The sequence below is a fragment of the Rhodococcus koreensis genome (assembly GCF_900105905.1).
In the GTDB taxonomy this organism is placed as follows: domain Bacteria; phylum Actinomycetota; class Actinomycetes; order Mycobacteriales; family Mycobacteriaceae; genus Rhodococcus_F; species Rhodococcus_F koreensis.
This window is the reverse complement of sequence record NZ_FNSV01000005.1, coordinates 512671-532536: the sequence shown is the minus strand read 5'-3', so window position 1 is coordinate 532536 and position 19866 is coordinate 512671. Positions and strand designations below refer to the sequence as shown.

The 19866-nt window shown below is 63.2% G+C and carries 21 protein-coding genes and 1 pseudogene; 13 read left to right on the top strand and 9 right to left on the bottom strand.

What is annotated here, in order from left to right:
• Positions 1-16: 16 nt before the first annotated feature.
• Genes BLV94_RS06830 through BLV94_RS06815 form a run of 4 tightly spaced genes read right to left on the bottom strand, consistent with a single transcriptional unit; the run spans position 17 to position 3769 of the window.
• The gene (locus BLV94_RS06830; RefSeq protein WP_072943901.1) at positions 17-1027 is read right to left on the bottom strand and encodes a 2Fe-2S iron-sulfur cluster-binding protein; all 1011 of its coding nucleotides are present in this window, start codon (positions 1025-1027) and stop codon (positions 17-19) included.
• A complete protein-coding gene (locus BLV94_RS06825) occupies positions 1024-2040 on the bottom strand; it encodes a PdxA family dehydrogenase (protein WP_072943900.1) in 1017 nt (338 codons plus the stop codon). The genes BLV94_RS06830 and BLV94_RS06825 overlap by 4 nt, the downstream gene beginning before the upstream one ends.
• A complete protein-coding gene (locus tag BLV94_RS06820; RefSeq protein WP_072943899.1) occupies positions 2037-2507 on the bottom strand; it encodes an aromatic-ring-hydroxylating dioxygenase subunit beta in 471 nt (156 codons plus the stop codon). Before BLV94_RS06820 ends, BLV94_RS06825 begins: the two co-directional genes overlap by 4 nt.
• On the bottom strand, positions 2504-3769 hold the full coding sequence (locus tag BLV94_RS06815) for an aromatic ring-hydroxylating dioxygenase subunit alpha (RefSeq protein ID WP_011599110.1): 1266 nt from the start codon (positions 3767-3769) through the stop codon (positions 2504-2506). Before BLV94_RS06815 ends, BLV94_RS06820 begins: the two co-directional genes overlap by 4 nt.
• Positions 3770-3861: 92 nt before the next feature.
• On the opposite strand from BLV94_RS06815, the gene BLV94_RS06810 reads away from it, so the two are divergent.
• The 6 genes from BLV94_RS06810 to BLV94_RS06780 all read left to right on the top strand — a co-directional run bounded on the left by BLV94_RS06810 (position 3862) and on the right by BLV94_RS06780 (position 9486).
• On the top strand, positions 3862-4668 hold the full coding sequence (locus BLV94_RS06810; protein ID WP_237720413.1) for an IclR family transcriptional regulator: 807 nt from the start codon (positions 3862-3864) through the stop codon (positions 4666-4668).
• 792 nt (positions 4669-5460) lie between these two features.
• Positions 5461-6300 (top strand): ABC transporter substrate-binding protein, encoded by an 840-nt coding sequence (locus tag BLV94_RS06800; RefSeq protein ID WP_072943898.1) that lies wholly within the window; start codon positions 5461-5463, stop codon positions 6298-6300.
• A gap of 14 nt (positions 6301-6314) precedes the next feature.
• Complete coding sequence (locus BLV94_RS06795) at positions 6315-7127, top strand: ABC transporter ATP-binding protein (protein WP_072943897.1); 813 nt, start codon at positions 6315-6317, stop codon at positions 7125-7127.
• Positions 7124-7933 carry an ABC transporter permease gene (locus BLV94_RS06790; RefSeq protein WP_244163531.1) on the top strand — a complete coding sequence of 270 codons (810 nt, stop codon included), beginning with the start codon at positions 7124-7126 and terminating at the stop codon, positions 7931-7933. The genes BLV94_RS06795 and BLV94_RS06790 overlap by 4 nt, the downstream gene beginning before the upstream one ends.
• The gene (locus BLV94_RS06785) at positions 7930-8745 is read left to right on the top strand and encodes an ABC transporter permease (protein ID WP_072943896.1); all 816 of its coding nucleotides are present in this window, start codon (positions 7930-7932) and stop codon (positions 8743-8745) included. The genes BLV94_RS06790 and BLV94_RS06785 overlap by 4 nt, the downstream gene beginning before the upstream one ends.
• Positions 8746-8820: 75 nt before the next feature.
• A complete protein-coding gene (locus BLV94_RS06780) occupies positions 8821-9486 on the top strand; it encodes an N-carbamoylsarcosine amidohydrolase (RefSeq protein ID WP_011599104.1) in 666 nt (221 codons plus the stop codon).
• Positions 9487-9533: 47 nt separating this feature from the next.
• Here the strand turns inward: BLV94_RS06780 and BLV94_RS06775 are convergent, their stop codons facing one another.
• Positions 9534-10328: an IclR family transcriptional regulator gene (locus BLV94_RS06775; RefSeq protein ID WP_072943894.1), complete on the bottom strand. Its 795-nt coding sequence runs from the start codon at positions 10326-10328 to the stop codon at positions 9534-9536.
• 202 nt (positions 10329-10530) lie between these two features.
• Here BLV94_RS06775 and BLV94_RS06770 point away from each other — a divergent pair, with 202 nt between their 5' ends.
• From BLV94_RS06770 to phtC, 7 genes are all read left to right on the top strand, one after another.
• Complete coding sequence (locus BLV94_RS06770; protein WP_072943892.1) at positions 10531-11961, top strand: aromatic ring-hydroxylating dioxygenase subunit alpha; 1431 nt, start codon at positions 10531-10533, stop codon at positions 11959-11961.
• A 71-nt stretch (positions 11962-12032) separates the two neighbouring features.
• On the top strand, positions 12033-12584 hold the full coding sequence (locus tag BLV94_RS06765) for a 3-phenylpropionate/cinnamic acid dioxygenase subunit beta (RefSeq protein ID WP_007297301.1): 552 nt from the start codon (positions 12033-12035) through the stop codon (positions 12582-12584).
• The gene (locus BLV94_RS06760; protein ID WP_007297300.1) at positions 12581-12892 is read left to right on the top strand and encodes a hypothetical protein; all 312 of its coding nucleotides are present in this window, start codon (positions 12581-12583) and stop codon (positions 12890-12892) included. Before BLV94_RS06765 ends, BLV94_RS06760 begins: the two co-directional genes overlap by 4 nt.
• Positions 12889-13695, top strand: a complete 807-nt coding sequence (gene hcaB, locus BLV94_RS06755) for a 3-(cis-5,6-dihydroxycyclohexa-1,3-dien-1-yl)propanoate dehydrogenase (RefSeq protein ID WP_072943890.1) — start codon at positions 12889-12891, stop codon at positions 13693-13695. The genes BLV94_RS06760 and hcaB overlap by 4 nt, the downstream gene beginning before the upstream one ends.
• Positions 13696-13732: 37 nt before the next feature.
• Entirely contained in the window at positions 13733-13927 is a 195-nt protein-coding gene (locus tag BLV94_RS06750) for a ferredoxin (RefSeq protein ID WP_005256000.1), read from the top strand.
• Positions 13927-15168, top strand: a complete 1242-nt coding sequence (locus tag BLV94_RS06745; RefSeq protein ID WP_011599099.1) for an NAD(P)/FAD-dependent oxidoreductase — start codon at positions 13927-13929, stop codon at positions 15166-15168. Before BLV94_RS06750 ends, BLV94_RS06745 begins: the two co-directional genes overlap by 1 nt.
• Positions 15165-15896, top strand: a complete 732-nt coding sequence (gene phtC / locus BLV94_RS06740) for a 3,4-dihydroxyphthalate decarboxylase (RefSeq protein ID WP_011599098.1) — start codon at positions 15165-15167, stop codon at positions 15894-15896. The genes BLV94_RS06745 and phtC overlap by 4 nt, the downstream gene beginning before the upstream one ends.
• A gap of 88 nt (positions 15897-15984) precedes the next feature.
• Here phtC and BLV94_RS06735 read toward each other — a convergent pair.
• From BLV94_RS06735 to BLV94_RS06720, 4 genes and pseudogenes are all read right to left on the bottom strand, one after another.
• Positions 15985-16453, bottom strand: a pseudogene (locus BLV94_RS06735) (Hsp70 family protein); the annotation flags it as partial.
• 128 nt (positions 16454-16581) lie between these two features.
• Positions 16582-17901, bottom strand: a complete 1320-nt coding sequence (locus tag BLV94_RS06730; protein ID WP_016885007.1) for an MFS transporter — start codon at positions 17899-17901, stop codon at positions 16582-16584.
• Positions 17902-18023: 122 nt separating this feature from the next.
• Entirely contained in the window at positions 18024-18665 is a 642-nt protein-coding gene (locus BLV94_RS06725) for a LuxR C-terminal-related transcriptional regulator (protein ID WP_244163530.1), read from the bottom strand.
• Positions 18658-19839 (bottom strand): GAF domain-containing sensor histidine kinase, encoded by a 1182-nt coding sequence (locus BLV94_RS06720; protein WP_016885008.1) that lies wholly within the window; start codon positions 19837-19839, stop codon positions 18658-18660. Before BLV94_RS06720 ends, BLV94_RS06725 begins: the two co-directional genes overlap by 8 nt.
• Positions 19840-19866 lie beyond the last annotated feature (27 nt).

The window sequence follows — 19866 nt, the reverse complement described above, 5'->3', positions numbered from 1 at the left end:
TGGTTGTGGTAGCGGATCACGCGGTGACAACGGGCTCGCCCGACGGTACGAAGGCGTCGCAATAGAAATTCTCTGGCGCCAAACCGGCCTCGTGGACAAAATCCTCGCGTGCCGCCGAGGTCATTGCGGGGCTTCCGCATGCATAGACCTCGTGGTCGCTGAGGTTCGCGTAGTCCTCGAGCACCGCTCGATGAACGAGCCCGGTGCGTCCGGTCCAGTCCTCCGCGGGATGTGACAGGACGGGAGTGAATGAGACACGACCCGGATCCGAGGCCCACTTCTCGGGCAACTCGGGTAGGTAGATGTCGCCCTGTCCTCGTGCGCCCCAGTAGAGGTGCACGGACCGTTCTCCACCACGTTTGAGGTGGTCCTCGATGATCGATTTGACCGGGGCGAAGCCGGTGCCGCTGGCGACGAAGATGACCGGCCTGTCCGAGTCGGGGTTCAGTGAGAACTCGCCGTAGGGCAGCTCGATCCTCAGTCTGGTTCCCTTTTCGAGCCCGCCGAGCACCTCATCGGAGAAGCGTCCACCCTGCACCCGACGAATGTGAAGCTGCACTCCGTCGTTCTCATGCGGCGGATTCGCCATCGAATAATTCCGGCTGTCACCGTCGTCGAGAAAGACTTTCAGGTACTGCCCGGCAGCGAACTTCGCACGCACCCCGGTGGGGAGACGCAGCTGCACCACCGTGACATCGGGCGACGGACGGGTGATCCGATGGACCTTTGCGGTCAGGGTCTTGCGTATCACCCTGTCCTGCTGGGTGATCCGCTTGGGCGTGATCGAGGTGTCGGTGCTCGGCCGGGCCTGGCAGAACAGCACTCCACTCTGAGGGCCTTGCGACATCCCCCAGCCGCGCACATCGAGGCAGCCGGCATCGAGTGCGCCTTCGCAACTCGAGCACACGCCTTTGCGGCACGAGTACGGGATCGCGTATCCGGAACGTTCCGCCGCGTCGAGCACGCTCTCATCGGGCTCGCACGGAAAGCTGATGTCCGTTCCGGTGACAGTAACTGTGTAGGTCATGAGGTAGCTCCAAAGGGGCCGGGTGCGGACATGTGGGTTTCGGCGGCGCCGACGAGTCGCAACGCCCCGACTACCGCATCCGGGTCGGCTGTGCCCTTGCCGGCAATGTCGAACCCCGCGCCGTGGCCGACACTGGAGAACCGCACTCCGGCGCCGATCGTCATCGCGGCTGCGCTGCGCCCAGCGAGGAGTTTGACGGGAATATGGCCCTGATCGTGGTACATGGCGACGAACGCGTCGAAGCCGGGGTCTGCCAGCATGAGGTCGGCCCCGACCGGTCCCGCGGCGTCGATCCCTGCGGCGCGCAGCCGCTCCACCGCTGGCGCTGTCACCCGCAGGTCCTCGTCACCGAACAAACCGCCCTCGCCGGCGTGTGGATTGATGCCGAAGACGCCGATGCGCGGGGACGGGATGCCCTGCGCCTGTAACGTCTCCACCGCGGCATGTGCCGCCCCGTGCACCAGCTCGGGCGTGAGGCGCCCAAGCGCATCCCGCAGCGATTCGTGCAACGTTGCGTGCACGATGCGCAAACCGGCACCGATCAACATCAAGAACACCTGATCGGGCCGCGCGCCGACGAGTTCGGCCAGCAAGCTCGGATATCCGTCGAAGGAGATGCCGGCGGCGTTGACCGCGGTTTCCGAGTGTGGGCACGCGACGATGCCGCGGGCTCCGCCGCCCTGCAGGCAGCGCACGGCCCGTTCCAGGTACGCCACCGTCGCCTTCCCGGCTTCGGCTGTCACCCGGCCCGGGGCGAAGGCCCCGGCGGGCAGCGAGGGCACCGGAAGCAGGTCGACGACATCGGCGATGGGCGTGGCCAAGCCGTCGGCTGTCTCGCGGACCGTCATGCCTGCCCGGTGGGCGAGCGGCTCGACGACACATCGATCGCCCACCAGGACCGGATTGAATGCGGGATGCTCCTGCGCTGCCATGACGGCCTTCACCGCGAGCTCGGGGCCGATTCCATTCGGATCGCCGATCGTGAGCAGGACCCGTGGGGGGGACCCACTCATAGCGGGAGCGCCAACAGGGTATCGATGTTGGTGCTGTCGCACACCACGACTCGTTCGGCAATCTTCAACTGATCGTCCACGTCGACATACCGGTCGACATACCGCCCGCTGGCGAAGATGTCGGATTGGCCGTCGCGCATCACCCGTACCACCAGGAAGCTGGTCTCGGCATGGATACCGTCACCGCTCTCTTCCAGGACCGAGGGCTGGCCCAGGATGTGACGGTAGGTGTGTTGCTCGTAGATGTTGGCTTCACGCAGCGCCGATACGCGGTCGACCAGCATCCGGCGAGTGTTGGCCCACACCAGTCCGGCGGGCAGGCCTTCGCTGTAGTTCTGTGCGGTGGTGATCCGGTACATGCAGTTTTCGACGAAGAAGTCCGGCCACTGCTCGAGCGGCCCCTCGTCGATGCAGCGGGAGTAGTCGGCCTGCACGCGGCCGATTCGCTGGAAGTCGTTCACGCTCATGCCTCTTCCTGTCGGTTCATCGCGGCCCGGTAGGCCTTCCAGAAGCCGCGGACCGATGCTTCGGTGACACGGCTTTCGCTGGATTCGGCGAGACTGCCTCCCATTTCGAGCACGGCAGATTGGCTTGCCGCACCTGCGATTCCGCGTTGCACGAACCCTCCGACACAGCCGTCCTCCATCGAGATGTAGCCTGCGGGGCCCACGAGGTTGGCCTGCTTGAGTCGTACTTCCCGCTGCTCGGGCGTGTCTTCTTCGAAGCCGAGGTACGTCCAGTTCAGCCGTGTTCGTTCGACCCCGGTCGGCAGGATCTGGCGCACAGCCACGGAGTTCTGGATCTGCTGCAACACGAAGCCCGGGAAGACGGAGAGGATCTGCAGCGTCGTATCGTCACCGACCTCGCTGAACCCCTCGAGCAAGGTGGGATCGGCCAGTGTGTAGGCGCTTTCGGACCGGATGTTCTGATCTGAGTACGCGACGTCCTTCTCGGCGTCTCGGTCGATCGCTGAGTAACTGACGTGGTGACCGCCGCTCTCGTCGACGATGATCCCACCGCGCTGCGACAGTCGGTTGAGCTCGAAGGTCGTGAAGAACAGGTGCAGGATGCTGGCGTGGTAGGAGTCCTTGACGTTCTCTACGTACAGCTTCCAGTTGTTGGGAAGGATTTGTGTGAAGCGTCCGATGATCTCGGGTGTGCGCCCCGCGAGGACACGGGCGATCCGACTCGTGATCTCTTCGCCGAGATAGTCCTCGATGTCAGGCACGTCATCGGAGAAACTACCGAAAACCAGGCCGTGAAGTACGGCGATGCGCAACTTGCGCGGTCCGTGGTCCTCCATACAGAACGAATCAGGCATTCCGCCTTTGCCTTTGACTCCGTCCTGGAATGCTACTCCGGTCAGATCGCCCTGCAGGTTGTAGCTCCACGCGTGGTAGACGCACGTAAAGTCCTTCGTGTTTCCGCGGTCGTCCAGGGCGAGTAGGGCGCCGCGATGGGCGCACCGGTTCTCGAAGCCGTAGAGCTCACCGTCTCGGTCGCGCGCCACGATCACCGGTGTCTCGCCGACGAAGGTGGAGCAGTAGTCTCCCGGGCCGGCTACCTCGGCTTCCAGGCACAGGTAGCTCCAGTACGGGCCGTGGAACAACTTGGTCTGCTCGGCCGCGTAGACGTCTTCGCCCTGGAACACCCGATACGGCACCCGGGTGAGGTCGTCGGTCCAATCCGCCTGGGTCTCGCGGACCGTGTCGACAACGCTGCTTTCCATAATTTCTCCTCAGTCTGGACAACCAGTCGGGACATCAGAGAACTCGCTCGGCGGGACTTGACAAGCCCCGTAGCTGTTCGTATAACGAACATATGAGCAATTCTCGAACAATTAAGCCGGACGATAAGGGAAGTGTCAAGGGTGCTGCCCGCGCTCCCGAGGGAATGGCCGGACTGGCGAAGGGCCTGGCGGTCATCGAGGCCTTCGGCATCCGCCACCCGCAACTGACCGTCACCGACGCCGCTCAGCGGACGAACACCTCCCGCGCCGCGGCGCGCCGCTGCCTGCTCACTCTCGTCGAGCTCGGTTACCTGACCCACGACAACGGAAACTTCCGACCGACACCCAGGATGCTTCGGCTCGGCGGCGCCTATCTGGACACCGCGCCACTGCCGCAACTTGCCCAGCCGCAGTTGGTCGAGGCCCGCGATGCGCTGGGCGAGTCGGTGTCGCTCGCGGTTCTCGAAGACGGGTGTTCCCTGTTCGTCGCCCGCGCCGAGGCCGCACGGATCGTCGCGACCGGAGTCCGGGTCGGCGCCAAACTGCCCGCCCACAGCTCCGCGACCGGTCGAGTACTGCTGGCCGGACTTCCCGATACGCAACTCGACGACTACCTCCGAGAATGCCATCCGCAGCCGCGCACACCCAAGACACTGACCGATGTCGATGCCATCAGCGAGCGAATCCTGACCGCGAGGGAGAGCGGCGTGGCCTGCACCGACGAAGAAATCGAACTCGGCATGCTGTCGATAGCCGTACCGGTGCGGACTGCCCGGGGTGAAACCGTGGCGGCAATGAGTGTCAGTGCGTCCACAGCCAGAACCACCCTGCACGACATCCGTGAGGCAGCCGTGCCCGTACTGAACAAGTACGCAGCAAGACTCGGCCGGCTTCTGTGAGATCCCACCCAGACGGCAACTCACACCCCCGCGTTACGGAGAAGGATGCGACGCTCCCAGCGTGTCTGTGTCGACGCATGCGGGGCTCCCCTGCGGGAGGTGACTTCGGTTGTGCTGGAGTCATTGTCTGTCGTGGCCGATGACGTCATGAGGGCGGCGAAACCGACGCGGGCAACAGCGAGGCGGCCATGAGCGCGCACAGGAGGGGCCGAGCCTTTCAGGACCTATGCGGGTACGGAGGCGACACGAGGAGCCGAGTGCGATGATCGACGGCGATCGGAACCGGGAGACCGAGCAGCGCCAGGACCCCACGTGCTTCGGAGGTTCGCGGGACTTGCCGATCGGGTACATCGAGTCGGCCGACGCCATCAGGAACACCACGGTCAGCCTTTCCGCCACCAGACCTCGGGGATGGAGCCGTGACCCGTTGGGTCTGGCTGGGAACGGGGCTGTGTCGCAGGGGCGGACTTTCGCTCAATCATCGTGAAAGCGCGAGGTTCTGCGCACCCACGGTGCAGTGTGGCATTTGGGGACACCCGCAACACTATCTCTCTGCAGACCAGAGGTAGCTTCTGTACAACAGTCGCGTGATGTGCTTCACTTTCGGGGCCAGGTGTGACGGGACTACAGAAGGAATCGGGTCGATATGGGCAGTAGTTCGCTGAGTCGGCGGGATTTCATGAGAGTAACGGCGGCTCTCGGGGTCTCCTCGCTGTGGGAGCCGGCGCAGGGTGTGCTACCCAGTCCCGAGGTAGGGACGGCGTCTACCGAGGTGACGTCGCCATCACCGGGTTGGCGAGCCTGATCCATTCGGCCCCGTTTCTGATCGCAGCGTCCGAGGGCTACTACGAAGAAGAGATGCTGGCGCTGGAGAACGTTCAGTTCCCGGGTGGGCTGGACACCGTGCGTGGAATCGGCTCCGGGATCGGATTCGGCACTTCGGCGACGATTCCGGTGTTCATCGCCGTGGAGCGCGGACTCGATGTCAAGGCGTTCGGGAACGTCTACACCGCGGCATCTGTGGACTTCATCGCCCCCGCTGACTCCCCGATCAACACGATCGAAGATGTTCGGGGCCGCACCATCGGTGTGAGCAGCCCGGGATCGAACTCGACCGACTTCGCCGAGAAGACACTTCGATTGGCGGGTTTGACACCCGGCGTCGACGTCGAGCTGCTCAGCGTCGGATCCGCGAGCGATTCGTGGACCGTCGCCTCCCAGGGCGTTGTCGATGTCGCGTGGACTGCGTCCCCGCTGTCCGAGCGCATCATCGCCGAAACCGGCGCGAAGGTGATCTGGCGATCCCGGGACTACGTCCAGGACTGGTCGGACACCTGCCTATGTGCCACCACCCCGTTCATCGAAAAGAATCGGGACGTCTTGGCGGGGTGGATGCGTGCCGTGGGTCGCGGTATCGAGATGATCGATACGGATCTCGAGCGGGCGGCCGAAATCTATGGCCGCGCAATCAAGTACAAGCCCGAGATCGCCCTGGCGGCGTTGGAGAATTCGCGAGGCTTCTTCAGTCTCGACTTCGCGCGCCCGCAACTCGAAGCGGTCGTGGCCTCGGGCGTCGAGGCCGGACGACTCGGCGGCAAGGTCGATATTGACTCAGTTGTAGTCGAACTATAAGGCGGGAAGAGAACATGACCACTACACAAGTCGAATCGAAGAACGTCTCTTTCGACGGTATCGGTATGACTTTCGATTCCGACACCGGGCGGACCGAGGCCGTGCGTAACGTCACGGCATCGATCGCGGAGGGCCAGTTCGTATCGGTGATCGGTCCGAGTGGATGCGGAAAGAGCACCTTGCTGGACATGGCCTGTGGCTTACTTGTTCCCTCACGTGGACGGGTGACCATCGATGGGGAGATTGTCACAGGGCCCCGTAAGGACACCGCCATGGTGTTTCAGGAAGATTCGACGCTGCACTGGCGGAGTGTTCTCGACAATGTGGCTTTCGGGTTGGAGATCAAGCACGTCGACAAGGACGAGCGCCTGGAAAAAGCGCGTGCGATGATCGAACTGGTCGGCTTGAAGGGTTTCGAGAAGCACCGGCCCGGGCAGCTTTCCGGAGGTATGCGTCAACGCGTGGCGATCGCCCGTGCACTCGCCACGGATCCTCGAATTCTGTTGATGGACGAACCGTTCGGCGCTCTGGATCAGCAGACGCGACAGTTCATCGGGCGCGAGCTCTTGAAGATCTGGGAGCAGACCCACAATCGGGTGCTCTTCGTTACCCACGACATCCAAGAGGCGATCTATCTGTCGGATCAGATCTGGGTGATGTCGGCACGTCCATCGGTGGTCCGAGAGGTGATCGACGTCGGGCTCCCTCGTCCACGCCCGAGCGGCACACACGCCATGGCCAGATTCAAGGAACTCGAGGATCACCTGTGGTCGATCATCAAGGAAGAGGCCGCTAAGACACTGGGGCACGGGACGGATGCCGCATGACTGTGACCTCGCCGCAGGCGGCCCTCCACGAAACGCCAAGGTCGGGATTCCGACGAGCGAAACATCGGGCACGCGTCGTACGTTGGACGATGCTGGTTGCTCTGGTGTTGTTGCTCGAGGCGGCAACGCGAACCGGCTGGATCGACCGCAATCAGATGGTCGCGCCGTCCGAGATACTCGCCCACGTCGCGGCAATCATCCCGAGCACCCACTTCGTCACCGATCTGACGCGGACGAGCGTGACCATACTGGCGGCGTTCGCACTGGGCGTGCTCGGCGGGGTGCCCCTGGGGGTATTGCTCTGGAGGGTCCGGGTCGTCGGCCGAGTCCTCGAGCCATTCATCGTCACCGGGTACGCGATGCCGACATTGCTGTTCTACCCGATTCTGGTCGCGGTGCTCGGACTCAACGCGGGACCAATCATCGTCATCGCGAGCACGATGGCCCTCATTCCAATAGCGCTGACCACGATGGTGGCGCTCGGAGACGTCAAACCGGTGCTGCACAAGCTGGCGCGATCGGTCGATGCCTCGCGCCGGCAGCAATACTTCAAGGTGCTGTTCCCGGCCGCCACGCCGCTCATCTTTCCCGGGATCAAGCTCGGATTCATCTACGCAGTCATCGGCACCATCGCGATGGAGTTCATTCTGGCGTCGAAAGGCCTGGGGTTTCGTGCGGGCTTTATGTACCGCGAACTCTACGTCGCGGACATGTGGGCCTACATTGCCATAGTCGTGGTCTTCAGCATCGCAGTGAACAGTGCACTCGGCCTGGCTGAACGAGCCATTCGAAGGGACATGTTGTGAACGCCACCACGCTCAGCGCCGGAACCGAAGTCGAAGCAGGAAAACAGAATACGGAACAGCGGTTCCGCCTGTCACAGCGGTGGGCCGACAACCTCCTGCGAATACTCATCGTCATCGGGTTGATCGGTGTCTGGGCGCTTATTGCAGCGACCAGCGAACTTGTGCCGTCCCCGGGCGCGTCGATGTCGGCGGTATGGGGACTGTTCGCAGACGGTTCCATCTACAGGAATCTCAACGCCACGATGAGTGCTGTCGGACTCGGATTCGTCATCGCAACAGCGGTGGGTTTCCCGACCGGATACATCATCGGGCGAAGCAAGTTTCTCGGTGATGTGTTCGATCCGATCATCGCGGGTGCCTTCGCCATACCGCGGGTAATCTTCTTTCCGATCCTGCTGCAGATCTTCGGCCTGGGACTCGGAGCACAGTCGGCAATGGCCGCATTGGCCGCGGTGTTCCCCATCATCGTCTCGACGGCGGCGGGAGTACGCGCCATCAACCCCATCCTGCTCAAACTCGGCCGGGCCACCGGTGCAAGTCCGCTTCAGACGATGAGCAAGATCGTGGTGCCCGCGATGGCGCCCTCTCTCATGGTCGGTATCCGAATCGGCTTCAGCATTGCCTTCATCAATGTATTGATCGCCGAGTTCTTCGCGACCAGAGCAGGATTGGGGCAGATGGCGATGCTTGCGTACGGCAAGTTGGATCTGCCGACGATGTACGGAGTGATCATGCTGCTGGTCTCGATGGCGCTGGTGGGCAACATCGTCCTGTGGGCCATCGAACGGAAGATCACCGACGCGGTCAACTGATCGCCGCACGCAACTATCCGAATCGGCAGTGGGCCTTTCCGGCCCATGCCCACACCCATTTTCCGGAGGACACTGATGAGCGCCCTGACTGCCGCAGCAGAGGAATACCAGCGGTTGCGCACCGAATTCCGGGAGAAAGGTCTGGGCGGTCGCATCGGCTTCGGCGTGCGGCCGGCAGTGGTGGTGGTCGACTTGATCACGGGCTTCACCGATCGCCGTTCACCGCTCGCAGGTGACCTCGATACCCAAATCGACGCAACGAAGATTCTCCTCGCGCTCGCGCGAAAGGCCCAGGTGCCGATCATCTTCTCCACAGTGGCCTACGACGCGGAACTCCAAGAGGCCGGCGCCTGGATCGGCAAGATCCCCTCGAACAAGTATCTGGTCGAGGGCAGTCAATGGGTCGAGATCGACGAACGGCTCGAACAACAGCCAGGTGAGACGACATTGGTGAAGAAGTACGCATCGTGCTTCTTCGGCACCGACCTGGCCGCTCGGTTGATCAGCCGCCGGATCGACACCGTGATCATCGTGGGCTGCACCACGAGCGGATGTGTTCGTGCCACCGCGGTAGACGCCTGCTCGTACGGGTTCCACACCATCGTGGTCGAGGACGCAGTGGGGGACCGGGCGGCACTACCGCACACTGCCAGCCTCTTCGATATCGACGCCAAATACGGGGACGTCGTCGGACTCGACGAGGCCAGCGCCTACCTCGAGAGCGTTCCGTCGTCGAGTTGACGGTCACAGTGCCCGCGAGAACGTACCTCGCTGGGTGGACCGGACACTCACCCGAGCGCTGCCGCTAGCTGATCAGCCGCGTCCGTCAGGGCGCGGCCGATGCTGCGTACCTGTGCCGGGCGCAGGCGGTGCTTGGGCGCTGAAACATTCATTGCCAGGCGCATGCCGGGGGCGTTCGTCGGGACCGAGACGGCCACGGAGGCAACGCCTTCCTCGGATTCCTCCCGGTTGACCGCGTACCCTTTCCTTCTGACCTCTTCCAGTTGGGCTTCGAGCTCGGTCCGCGTGCTGATGGACTGGGGAGTCACCTGTTCCAGTTCCTCGGTCGGGTACAGCTGATGCAGTTCGTCGAGGGAAAGTTCCGCCAGCATGGCCTTCCCGGTGGACGTGCAGTGCGCTGGCATGACCTTGCCCAACCGGGACGCAACCCGGACTGCCGATGGGCTCTCCAGGGCGGCGATGAAGCGCACGGTTCGACCGTCGAGTGCCCCGATATGGACAGTTTCACGCAGTTCCTCGCTGAGGGTGCGCAGGATCGGTGCCGCCGTCTGAGGAATGTCGAGCCTGGCAAAAATCGCAAACGCGACCCCCGTCAGCGCTGGGCCCGGACGATAGGCCTTGCTGGTCGGATCCTGCCGAATGAAGCCCCGGTACTGGAGCATCGCCAGAAGTCGGTGAGCCGTCGACGACGCAACTCCGAGGTACTGGCTCGCCTCGGTCAGCCGAATTTCGGTCTGTTCACCGAGCAGCAACAGCAGACGAAGTGCGTTGTCGACGGATTCGATCGGGTACTGCGGTGGTGTCGCCTCCGGCGCCTGTTGCCGTGGACCGTGGTTCTGCATAGCAGAGAGCATACGTGTCAGGTCGGGTGTGCGGTCGACCTGCCAGCGGGTGGAATCCGCGTACGCGCAGGGGGTTGACTCGTCGGGCTGAAGAGAGCAACATCTAGCTAACAGAAGGCGCTTCTGCATAGCAGAGAGACCGCCATCGTCGATCGAAGAGGAATGAACCTTGGAACCCCGGACGACCCACCACACACAAGCGATGGAAGACATTCGCCGCGGCATGATCCCGGCGCACATCTACAACGACAAAGAGATTTTCGAGCGTGAGAAGGTGACCGTCTTCAGTCGATCGTGGTTGTTCGTCGCGCACGAATCCGAGGTACCGCAGGCGGGGGACTACGTTGTCCGCCGGGTGCTCGAGGATTCGTTCATCATCTCCCGCGACTCCAAGGGTGGGATTCGGGCGATGTTCAACATGTGTCTGCACCGCGGGATGCAGGTGTGTCGCGCGGAAATGGGAAACGCGTCGAACTTTCGCTGCCCCTATCACGGTTGGTCGTACCGAAACGACGGCCGCATCATCGGACTGCCGTTCCACGAGGAGGCGTACGGGGGCGAGGAGGGCTTCAAGAAGAAGGGCCAGACACTCCTCCCTGCACCCAATCTCGACAGCTACAACGGAATGATCTTCATCAATATGGATCCGAACGCGGAATCGCTGTCGGACTATCTGGGTGACTTCAAGTTCTACCTCGACTACTACACCAAGCAGAGCGAGTCGGGGCTCGAGGTACGGGGCCCGCAGCGTTGGAGGGTCAAAGCGAACTGGAAGATCGGAGCCGAGAATTTCGCGGGCGACATGTACCACACGCCGCAGACACACACCTCGGTCGTCGAGATCGGCCTGTTCCGCGAACCGAAAGCGGAGAAGCGCAAGGACGGAGCAACCTACTGGGCAGGACCAGGTGGGGGAACGACGTACAAGTTGCCAGACGGCACCTTCGACGAGCGCATGCAGTACGTGGGATACACCGCGGAGATGACCGACCGGGCCAAGGAGGTGTGGTCGGACGAGCAGCAGCGAGTAATCGGCGCAGACGGCTTCATGATCTCGGCAGCATCGGTGTTTCCGAACCTGAGCTTCGTGCACAACTGGCCGAAGGTCGAGGACGGCGACGACGTTCTGCCGTTCATCTCCATTCGACTCTGGCAACCGATCAGTGAGAACGAGACCGAGGTGTTGTCCTTCTTCGCGGTCGACCGGAGCGCGCCGGAAGAATTCAAGAAGAAGTCGTACAAGGCATACCTGATGTGCTTCGGATCCACCGGCATGTTCGAACAGGACGATGTCGAGAACTGGGTGTCGCTGACGAACACCTCCGCAGGATCGATGGCGCGGCGCCTGTTACTCAACAGTCGCATGGGTCTGCTCGAGGACGGGACACGCGTCTCCGATGAGCTCACCGCCGACGAGTTCCACGGCCCCGGGACGGCGCAGGTCGGATACAACGAGGCCAACCAGCGCAAACTTCTCGAAATGTGGGCGGACTACCTCGAAAAGCCGGCACTGGAGGTGGGGCCGACATCGGTGGGAACCGACAATCCAGACGGAATCAGGCCGCTGACTCCGACGAACGGCAGCTGCGACCACAGCAAGGACGCGACTGTCAACGGGGCGGTGCTGGCATGACCACCTCTGTGCGAGCTACCAATACCGGTTACAGCCGCGTAGGTGAAGGCTCGACCTATTCGGAACAAGCCGTGCTGGGCGACCATGCATCGCGCGTCACGCGCACCGGAACTCCGCTGCGATTCGACGATCGACGGCACCTGGACGCGCACCAATTCTTGATCGACGAGGCATATCTGCTCGACGCACAGGAATACCAAACCTGGCTCGACAACATCACCGACGATATCCACTACCTCATGCCGGTTCGGGTAACCACGGCGCTCAACTCGGGATTCGACACCTCACCAGGAATGGCACATTTCGATGAGAACAAGTATTCGCTGAGCCGGCGGGTCGCGCGGTTCGTCACCGAGCACGCGTGGACCGAGGATCCCCCGTCACGACTGCGCCACTACATCACCAACATCCGGACCTTCCTCACCGACGCCGAGGACCACCTCGTCGTCGAAAGCGCCGAATTGCTGTTCCGCAGCAGAGGCGATGTCAATGAGTCGGCACTCGTCTCGTGTGGACGCGAGGATCTGCTCAGGCGCGTCGGTGACGAATGGAAGCTCGCACGACGCACCATCTTTGTCGACGAGTCCGTGATGCGGATGCAGAATCTCGCGGTGTTCCTATGAGCTTGCAGTGGGACGGCGAGGAGCAGGACGCACGCGCCGCGCGCCGTGCCACAGACGAGTTCGCGCAGCTCTTGGCTGGTGCCGTCGGTGATCCGCTGACCATCGCCAACGAATTCGCCGAGGTCAACGTGCACAAGGTGGCGACCCGCAACGGCGTACGGCTGCTGGTGCACGCCCCGAAGTCCGGACAGTGGGTCTGTGTGGACCCGCTGGAACTCGAGGCGCTGACCTGGCAGAACCCGGCCACCTTCGCCGCGATGGTGGGAAACATGTTTGCTCCGTTGATCGCAGAGGGAGACAACGAATGACTGGCTGGCTCGACGGCAAGCGGGCACTTGTCGTTGGCGGGGGCTCGGGGATCGGGCGAGCAGTCGTCGATGCGTTCCTCGCCGAAGGCGCGTGCGTCGCGGTACTCGAGCGTGACCCGAACAAGTGTCGAGTGCTGCGCGAACACCTACCCCAGGTACCGGTCATCGAAGGTGACGCCACACGCGCGGCGGACAACGACGCTGCCGTCGCGGCTGCGGTCGCCGCGTTCGGAGGGCTCGACACACTGGTCAACTGTGTCGGGATCTTCGACTTCTACCAGGGCATAGGGGACATCCCCGCGGACACACTCGACGTGGCGTTCGACGAGATGTTCCGAACCAACGTGCTCAGCCACATGCACTCGGTCAAGGCCGCCGTACCGGAACTGCGCAAGCACCGCGGATCGTCGATCGTGCTGGCGGAGTCTGCCTCGTCGTTCTATCCCGGACGAGGCGGAGTGCTCTACGTGTCATCCAAATTTGCCGTACGCGGGCTGGTCACCACCCTGGCCTACGAGCTCGCCCCAGATATTCGCGTCAACGGAGTCGCCCCAGGCGGCACGTTGAACACCGACCTGCGCGGGTTGGCGAGCCTGGGACGCGACGCCGATCGACTCGACGACAATCCGAATCGTGCAAACGAGTTGGCGGCGCGGACACCGCTCAACGTGGCCCTCTCAGGTGAGGACCACGCGTGGAGCTTCGTCTTCTTCGCTTCCGACAGATCCCGAGGAATCACCGCAGGCGCGACGCATCCCGACGGCGGCTTCGGAATCGGAGCCCCCAAACCTTCGACCCGCTGATACGAGTTCGACCAGTTCGGAAAGAGAGGAAACCGCGATGGCTGTCGTCAAAGCGAATCTTGGTGCATGTCAGGGATATGCCAATTGCGTCGTCGCTGCCGACGACTACTTCGACATCGACGACGACGGTGTCGTCGAACTGTTGAGTGTGGAGGTCCCCGAATCGGAACGGGGACGCGTCGACAGTGCTGCCCGCTCCTGCCCGGTCTCCGCGCTCTGGATCGAAGACTGATGCCGGAATCGACCACGGTCATCGTCGGCGCATCGATCGGTGGTGTCCGAACTGCACAGGCACTGCGGTCGGAAGGGTATCCGGGCGCCATCATTCTCATCGGTGCCGAAGGCGAACTGCCCTATGACAAGCCGCCATTGTCGAAGTCGATCCTGGCAGGTGACTCTACGATGGCCGAGATTACGTTGTTGACCACCGAACAGGCTCGGGAACTCGATCTCGAGCTTCGGTTGGGCCAACCAGCCATACGGCTGAGCACGGCAAACCAGGATGTCGAACTCGCAGACGGTACGAGGGTCGCGTTCGACAACCTGGTGCTCGCCACCGGCGCTCGCGCCCGACCGTCACCGTGGGGAACGCCGAACGGCCTGCACGTGATACGAACAGCCGCGGACGCCCGCGCACTACGCCGCCATTTCGGCACCACCGACCACCTCGTCATTATCGGCGGCGGCTTCATCGGCGCGGAGACCGCGGCAACCGCGGTCGAACTCGGGATGCGCGTCACGCTGGTGGATCCAGAACCCGTGCCCATGGCACGCGTGATGGGTGCGGAGATCGGCGAGCTGTTCATCGACCTCCATCGGCGTCGCGGCGTCGACACCAGATTCGGGGTCGGTGTCGAGTCCGTGCACGGTGAGCACGGGTCCTTCGCGATCGGCTTGTCCGACGGGTCGACGCTCGCCGCCGACACGGTGGTCGTCGGTATCGGGGCGATACCGAACGACGACTGGCTCGAGTCCTCCGGTCTCGAGGTGAGCAATGGTGTGGTGTGTGACGTGTACTGCCGTGCAATCGGTCACGACAACATCTACGCAGTCGGCGACGTGTGCCGGTTCGACAACACCCGACGCGGCGGTTCGACCCGGCTCGAGCACTGGACGAACGCGGTGGAGCAAGCCGTCGTGGTCGCCCGGAACATCGCTCGCCCGGACGAGAAGATACGCCACGAACCGGTCGAATACGTCTGGAGTGATCAGTACGACTGGAAGATACAGACGGTCGGACTGGTGGGCTCGTCGACGCACACTGTCATCGGCGAGGTGACGAACAAGGCTCGGTTCGCGGTCTGCTACCCCGACGAGAACGGCAGACTGACCGGGGTCGTCGTCGTCAACTGGCCGAAAGCGCTTGTCACCGCCCGCAAAGCGATCGCACTCGGGGTCGAATATGCCGAGTTTGCGGCACGTCTCGAGGCAATGACGGTATCAGCCCGCACCACGGTCAAGGAAACCACGTGAACGAGACGGATATCGAGGGTGCACGGGTCGTCGTAGCCGAGGCGTGCAGGGTTGCCGCTGCCCGGGGTTTGATGGAGGGCATCCTGGGCCACATCAGCTTCAGAGTCTCCCCTGACCTTCTGCTCATCAGGTGTCGCAGTGCAGACGACACCGGCGTGGCCTATACACGCCCGTCCGACATTCGACTCGTACGGTTCGACGGAACAGCCGGCGCTCCAGGTGAACTCGACAACGGCTATCAGGTACCCAAGGAGTTGCCCGTTCACGTCGAGTCGATGCGGGCCTCGCCGGACATCCGAGCTGTAGCGCACCTGCACCCCCCGTCGATTGTTGCAGCCGACCTAGCGGGTATCTCGCTGCGGCCCATCTACGGGGCCTACGACATCCCCGGTGCAGTTCTCGCGCGGGGTGGGGTGCCGGTGTACCGCCGCGCAGTGTTGATTCATAGCACCCAACTCGGCAAGGAAATGGTGACGGCGATGGGCGATCGACCCGTCGTCATCTGCCGCGGACATGGCATCACCTCCGTCGCGTCGTCGGTGCAACAGTCGGTTCTGCAGGCCGCCAGCCTGGAAGAGCTGGCGCGCATGTCCTTGGCTGTCGTGAGCGCGGGTGGCACGCTCGTCGACATCGACGACGCCGATTGGGAGGATCTTCCCGACCTGGGCGCCAACTTCAACACCGGCGCAGTCTGGCGACACGAGGTCGCACGCGCAGCGACGGTATAGGCCAATCGTGGGTACCGACGGTAATTGTCAACCTACTTGAGACACGTGCGTGTTGATTCCCTACGAGTGCGGCGTCTAAACACGGGGGCGTCGAACCACCGACCAGGATCACCTCGTCGATGTCGTTGGCGGTGACCTTGGCGTCACTCATCGCCTGCTTCACGGGGTCGAGGCAGCGTTCCACCAGATCCGCCGTCAGATCCTCGAACTTCGTCGCATGATCGTGGTGGTGAGGTGCTTGGACCGTTCGCGTCAGCGGTGACGAAGGGCAAGTTGACCTGGGCCTGTGTCACCGAGGACAACTCGACCTTGGCTTTCTCCGCGGCCTCGAAGAGGCGCTGCAACGCCCGCGCATCCTTGCGCAGATCGATATTCTCCGCACGCTGGAATTCGTCGGCGAGGTAGTCCACCAGGCGTCGGTCGAAGTCGTCGCCGCCGAGGTGGGAGTCGCCGGCCGTGGAACGGACCTCGACCACTCCCTCGCCGACGTCGAGCAGGCCCACATCGAAGGTGCCGCCGCCGAGGTCGAAGACCAGTACGGGTTGATGGGTCTGCTGACACTGCGGGCCCCACGCCCCCGAGACCGGTTATCGCGCTCGCGACACTCAGCCTCGGGGGTGACCACAGTTACTCGACCCGACCCACGGAGAAGTCAGTAAAAGGGGCGCACGGGCGGCGAAGCCGCCTACGTGGAAGTCGGTGACAACCGCTCCTGTCCCGCGGCTTCGTCGTTGTCGGACAGATCTTGCTGGTAGGTCTCCCGCATGGCGATCACGCAGACGACGGAGATGGCGCACATTGCGACCATGAACAGCGCGACGGCGCCGTAGGATCCGGTGCGATCCAGCAGGTACGTGGCGACGATTGGCGCGGGAGCGCTCGAGGCAAGGGTGCCGATCGTGTATCCGAAGGAGATTCCGGTGTAGCGGATGCGGGTGTCGAAGGCTTCGGCGAAGAAGGCTGCGAGCGGGCCGTAGGAGGTCGAGAAGGCGAGACAGAACGACACGAACCCGACCATCGCCAGCAGGAAGGATCCGCTGTTCACCAGCCAGAACCACGGAAAGGTGAACAGCAGCATTGCGACGACTCCTGCCAGGAACACCGGCTTCCTGCCGTAGGAGTCAGACAGTTTGCCGAAGAACGGCAGCGCGACGAACGTGACCGCCATGGCGACGAGGACGAGTGTCAGCATCTGGTTCCGCGTGTAGCCGACCTGCGCGACGCCGTAGCTGAGACCGAATACCGTGGTGCCGTAGAAGGTGACCCCGATGGCGAAGTAAGCACCACAGGTCAGGAGGACCTGCTTGGGGTAGTGGCGAAGGACCACCCCGATGGGCAGCTTCTCCAACTTTGCGTTCTTCTTGACGCGATCGAAGTTCGGGCTTTCGCCGACGTGCAGTCGGACGAAGAGGCCGATCGCGACGAACGCACCCCCGATCAGGAAGGGAATTCGCCAACCCCAGGATTCGAACGCTTCGGGGGAAAGTCCGGCCATAAACAGGAAGACTGTGTTGCCCAACATCAATCCCGCCGGCACCCCCATCTGCACCCAGCTGCCGTAGTAGCCGCGTTTGCCGGCGGGCGCGTGTTCGACGGCCATGAGAATCGCCCCGCCGATCTCGCCACCGAGCGCGAGGCCCTGCACGAAGCGCAGGGTCACGAGAATGATCGGCGCGGCGACGCCGATGGACTGGTAGCTCGGGAGCAGCCCGACTCCGAGGGTGGTGAAGCCCATGATGGTCAGGGTGATGACGAGCATCGACTTCCGTCCGATCCGGTCACCGAAGTGGCCGAACACCACTCCGCCGATCGGACGCGCAACGAAGGCGGCGGAGAACGTGGCGAAGGCGAGCAAAGTGCCGATCAGGGAGTCGAACTCGGGGAAGAAGATCTTGTTGAACACGAGTCCGGCCGCGGTGCCGTAGATGAAGAAGTCGTACCATTCGACTGTCGTACCGACACCGCTGGCAAATCCGACTTTCGAGGTTTGGGACATTGTGAACATGTATGGCCTCCGTTGCCACGATTGCGGAATGATTCCTGTGGCTCGAATGTATGGGTGATCCAGGACACACAACATCTCCAGGTGGAGAGGTGGGGATATGTTGCCTGGTGAACGAATTACGTTCAGAGCAAGCGAAGTTCGTGGGCACGCGCAATGGCTTCGACGCGATTGCGCGCGTTCAGTTTCTGCATGGCGCTCTGCAAATAGGTTTTTACGGTGTTCCGCGCAAGGGACAGTTCCTGAGCGATTTCGGGGTTGCTGTTACCCATTGCCGCGAAACGCAGCACCTCGTACTCGCGGCGAGTCAGGCCGGCCCGGTACAGAGCTTCGGATGTCACGACTCTTCGCGATCCGGCCAGTCTTGGGTCGACAACCCGGATTCCGCCGGACACGCGGTGAATGGCCGTGGCGAAGTCCTGCCCGCTGATGTCCTTGACGAGGCATCCGTCCGCACCCGCCTCCATCAACAGATCGATGGCGCCGTGATCGGCGAATGCGGTGAACAGCAGTATCCGCGCGTGCGGCGCGACCCGCCGTAGTCGCGGAATGAGTTCGGGTGCAGGGATATCGGGAAGTCGCAGATCGAGGAGGATGACGTCGACGGGGAGGGTGCGGGCCAGCTCGACCGCCGCGGCGCCGGTCAGTGCACCTCCTACGACTTCGAGGTTCTCGTCCTCTCGCGCGAGAAGTTCGACCCCCCGCGCACGATCGGATGATCGTCGACGACGAGGATGCGGATCGTCTTCGACGGCTCGGTCATGCACCCGACCCGTCGATTGCGTCTACCCAGCCGCGCACGGTGGTGCCGTTTTCGTCGTCGCTGACTACGGACATGCCGCCACCGAGCCGCTCGAGCCGTCCTGCGGCCAGCCCGAGCCCCAATTGGCTTCCTCTCGCCGGGTCGTCGGCCCCGTCCACGCCCCGGCCGTCGTCGCTGATGACGACCGTCACTCTGCCCGACCGAACCGACAGGCTGACCACCACGGTGGATGCGTCGGCGTGCTTTTCGACGTTGACGAGCGCCTCCCGGACCAGTCGCTGGAGGGCCTCGACGCGGCTCGCGTCGAGATCCGGAGATTCGGTCAGCGGTACGAAACGGGCCGGGATACCGGTCCGAAGCGCGAACGACTGGCAGTCCTCCTCGATGCCGACTGGGAGTTCCCGCTCGGGGGGTCGCGCGCTGAGGTCGGTCAGCGACCTGCGAATCGACGCATTGACGGCGTGTACCTGATCAGTGATCTCCTGCAGCCGATCGTGGATCGCCTGAGCGTCGCCCAGTGCACGCAGACTCTGCAGTTCGGCACCGATCCGGAAGAGGACCGGGCTCACGGAATCGTGCAGGGATTCGGCAAGCCGATTCCGTTCGGCCTCGATCGCGAGCTCCGTCTGGGCTGCGGCCCTCTGCGCGCTGACGAGAGTGACGGCGGCAGTCGCGGCGGTCGATTGGATCTCCGCGATGACTCGATCACCGAATGACGAATATTCGCGGGTGCCGACGTACACGGCACCGAGGACACGACCTTCGTACACCATGGGCACTGCGAGCATTCCTCGCAGTGACTCCTGCGCCACGAGCGCGTCGAAGTCGTGAGTGATTCCGGCGTCGGACAGGTAGTCCCGGACCCAAACAGGTTTCTGCAGCATGATGCTCTTTCCGCCGAGTCCGACCCCCTCCGGCACCACCAGTCGGTGCAGAGCGTTGCTCTGCGTCCCCTGCCAACTGCGGTGAACCATCGCGCCGTCGACCTCGATGCGCCCGACGAGCGACATGTCGAAGGCGTCGATCTCCCGGATGCGCTGACCTGCCGTGGTCATGGCCGATGCTTCGTCGGTCAGGACGAGCAGTTCGGCACGCGAGAGCGCGAGGTCGTCGAGGATGGACGTCCTGACGTCCGAGTGTTTGAACTCGTGAGCTGCGGTATGCGTACTTTCCGACACCGGCTTTCCTCGATCTTTCTTCCCCCC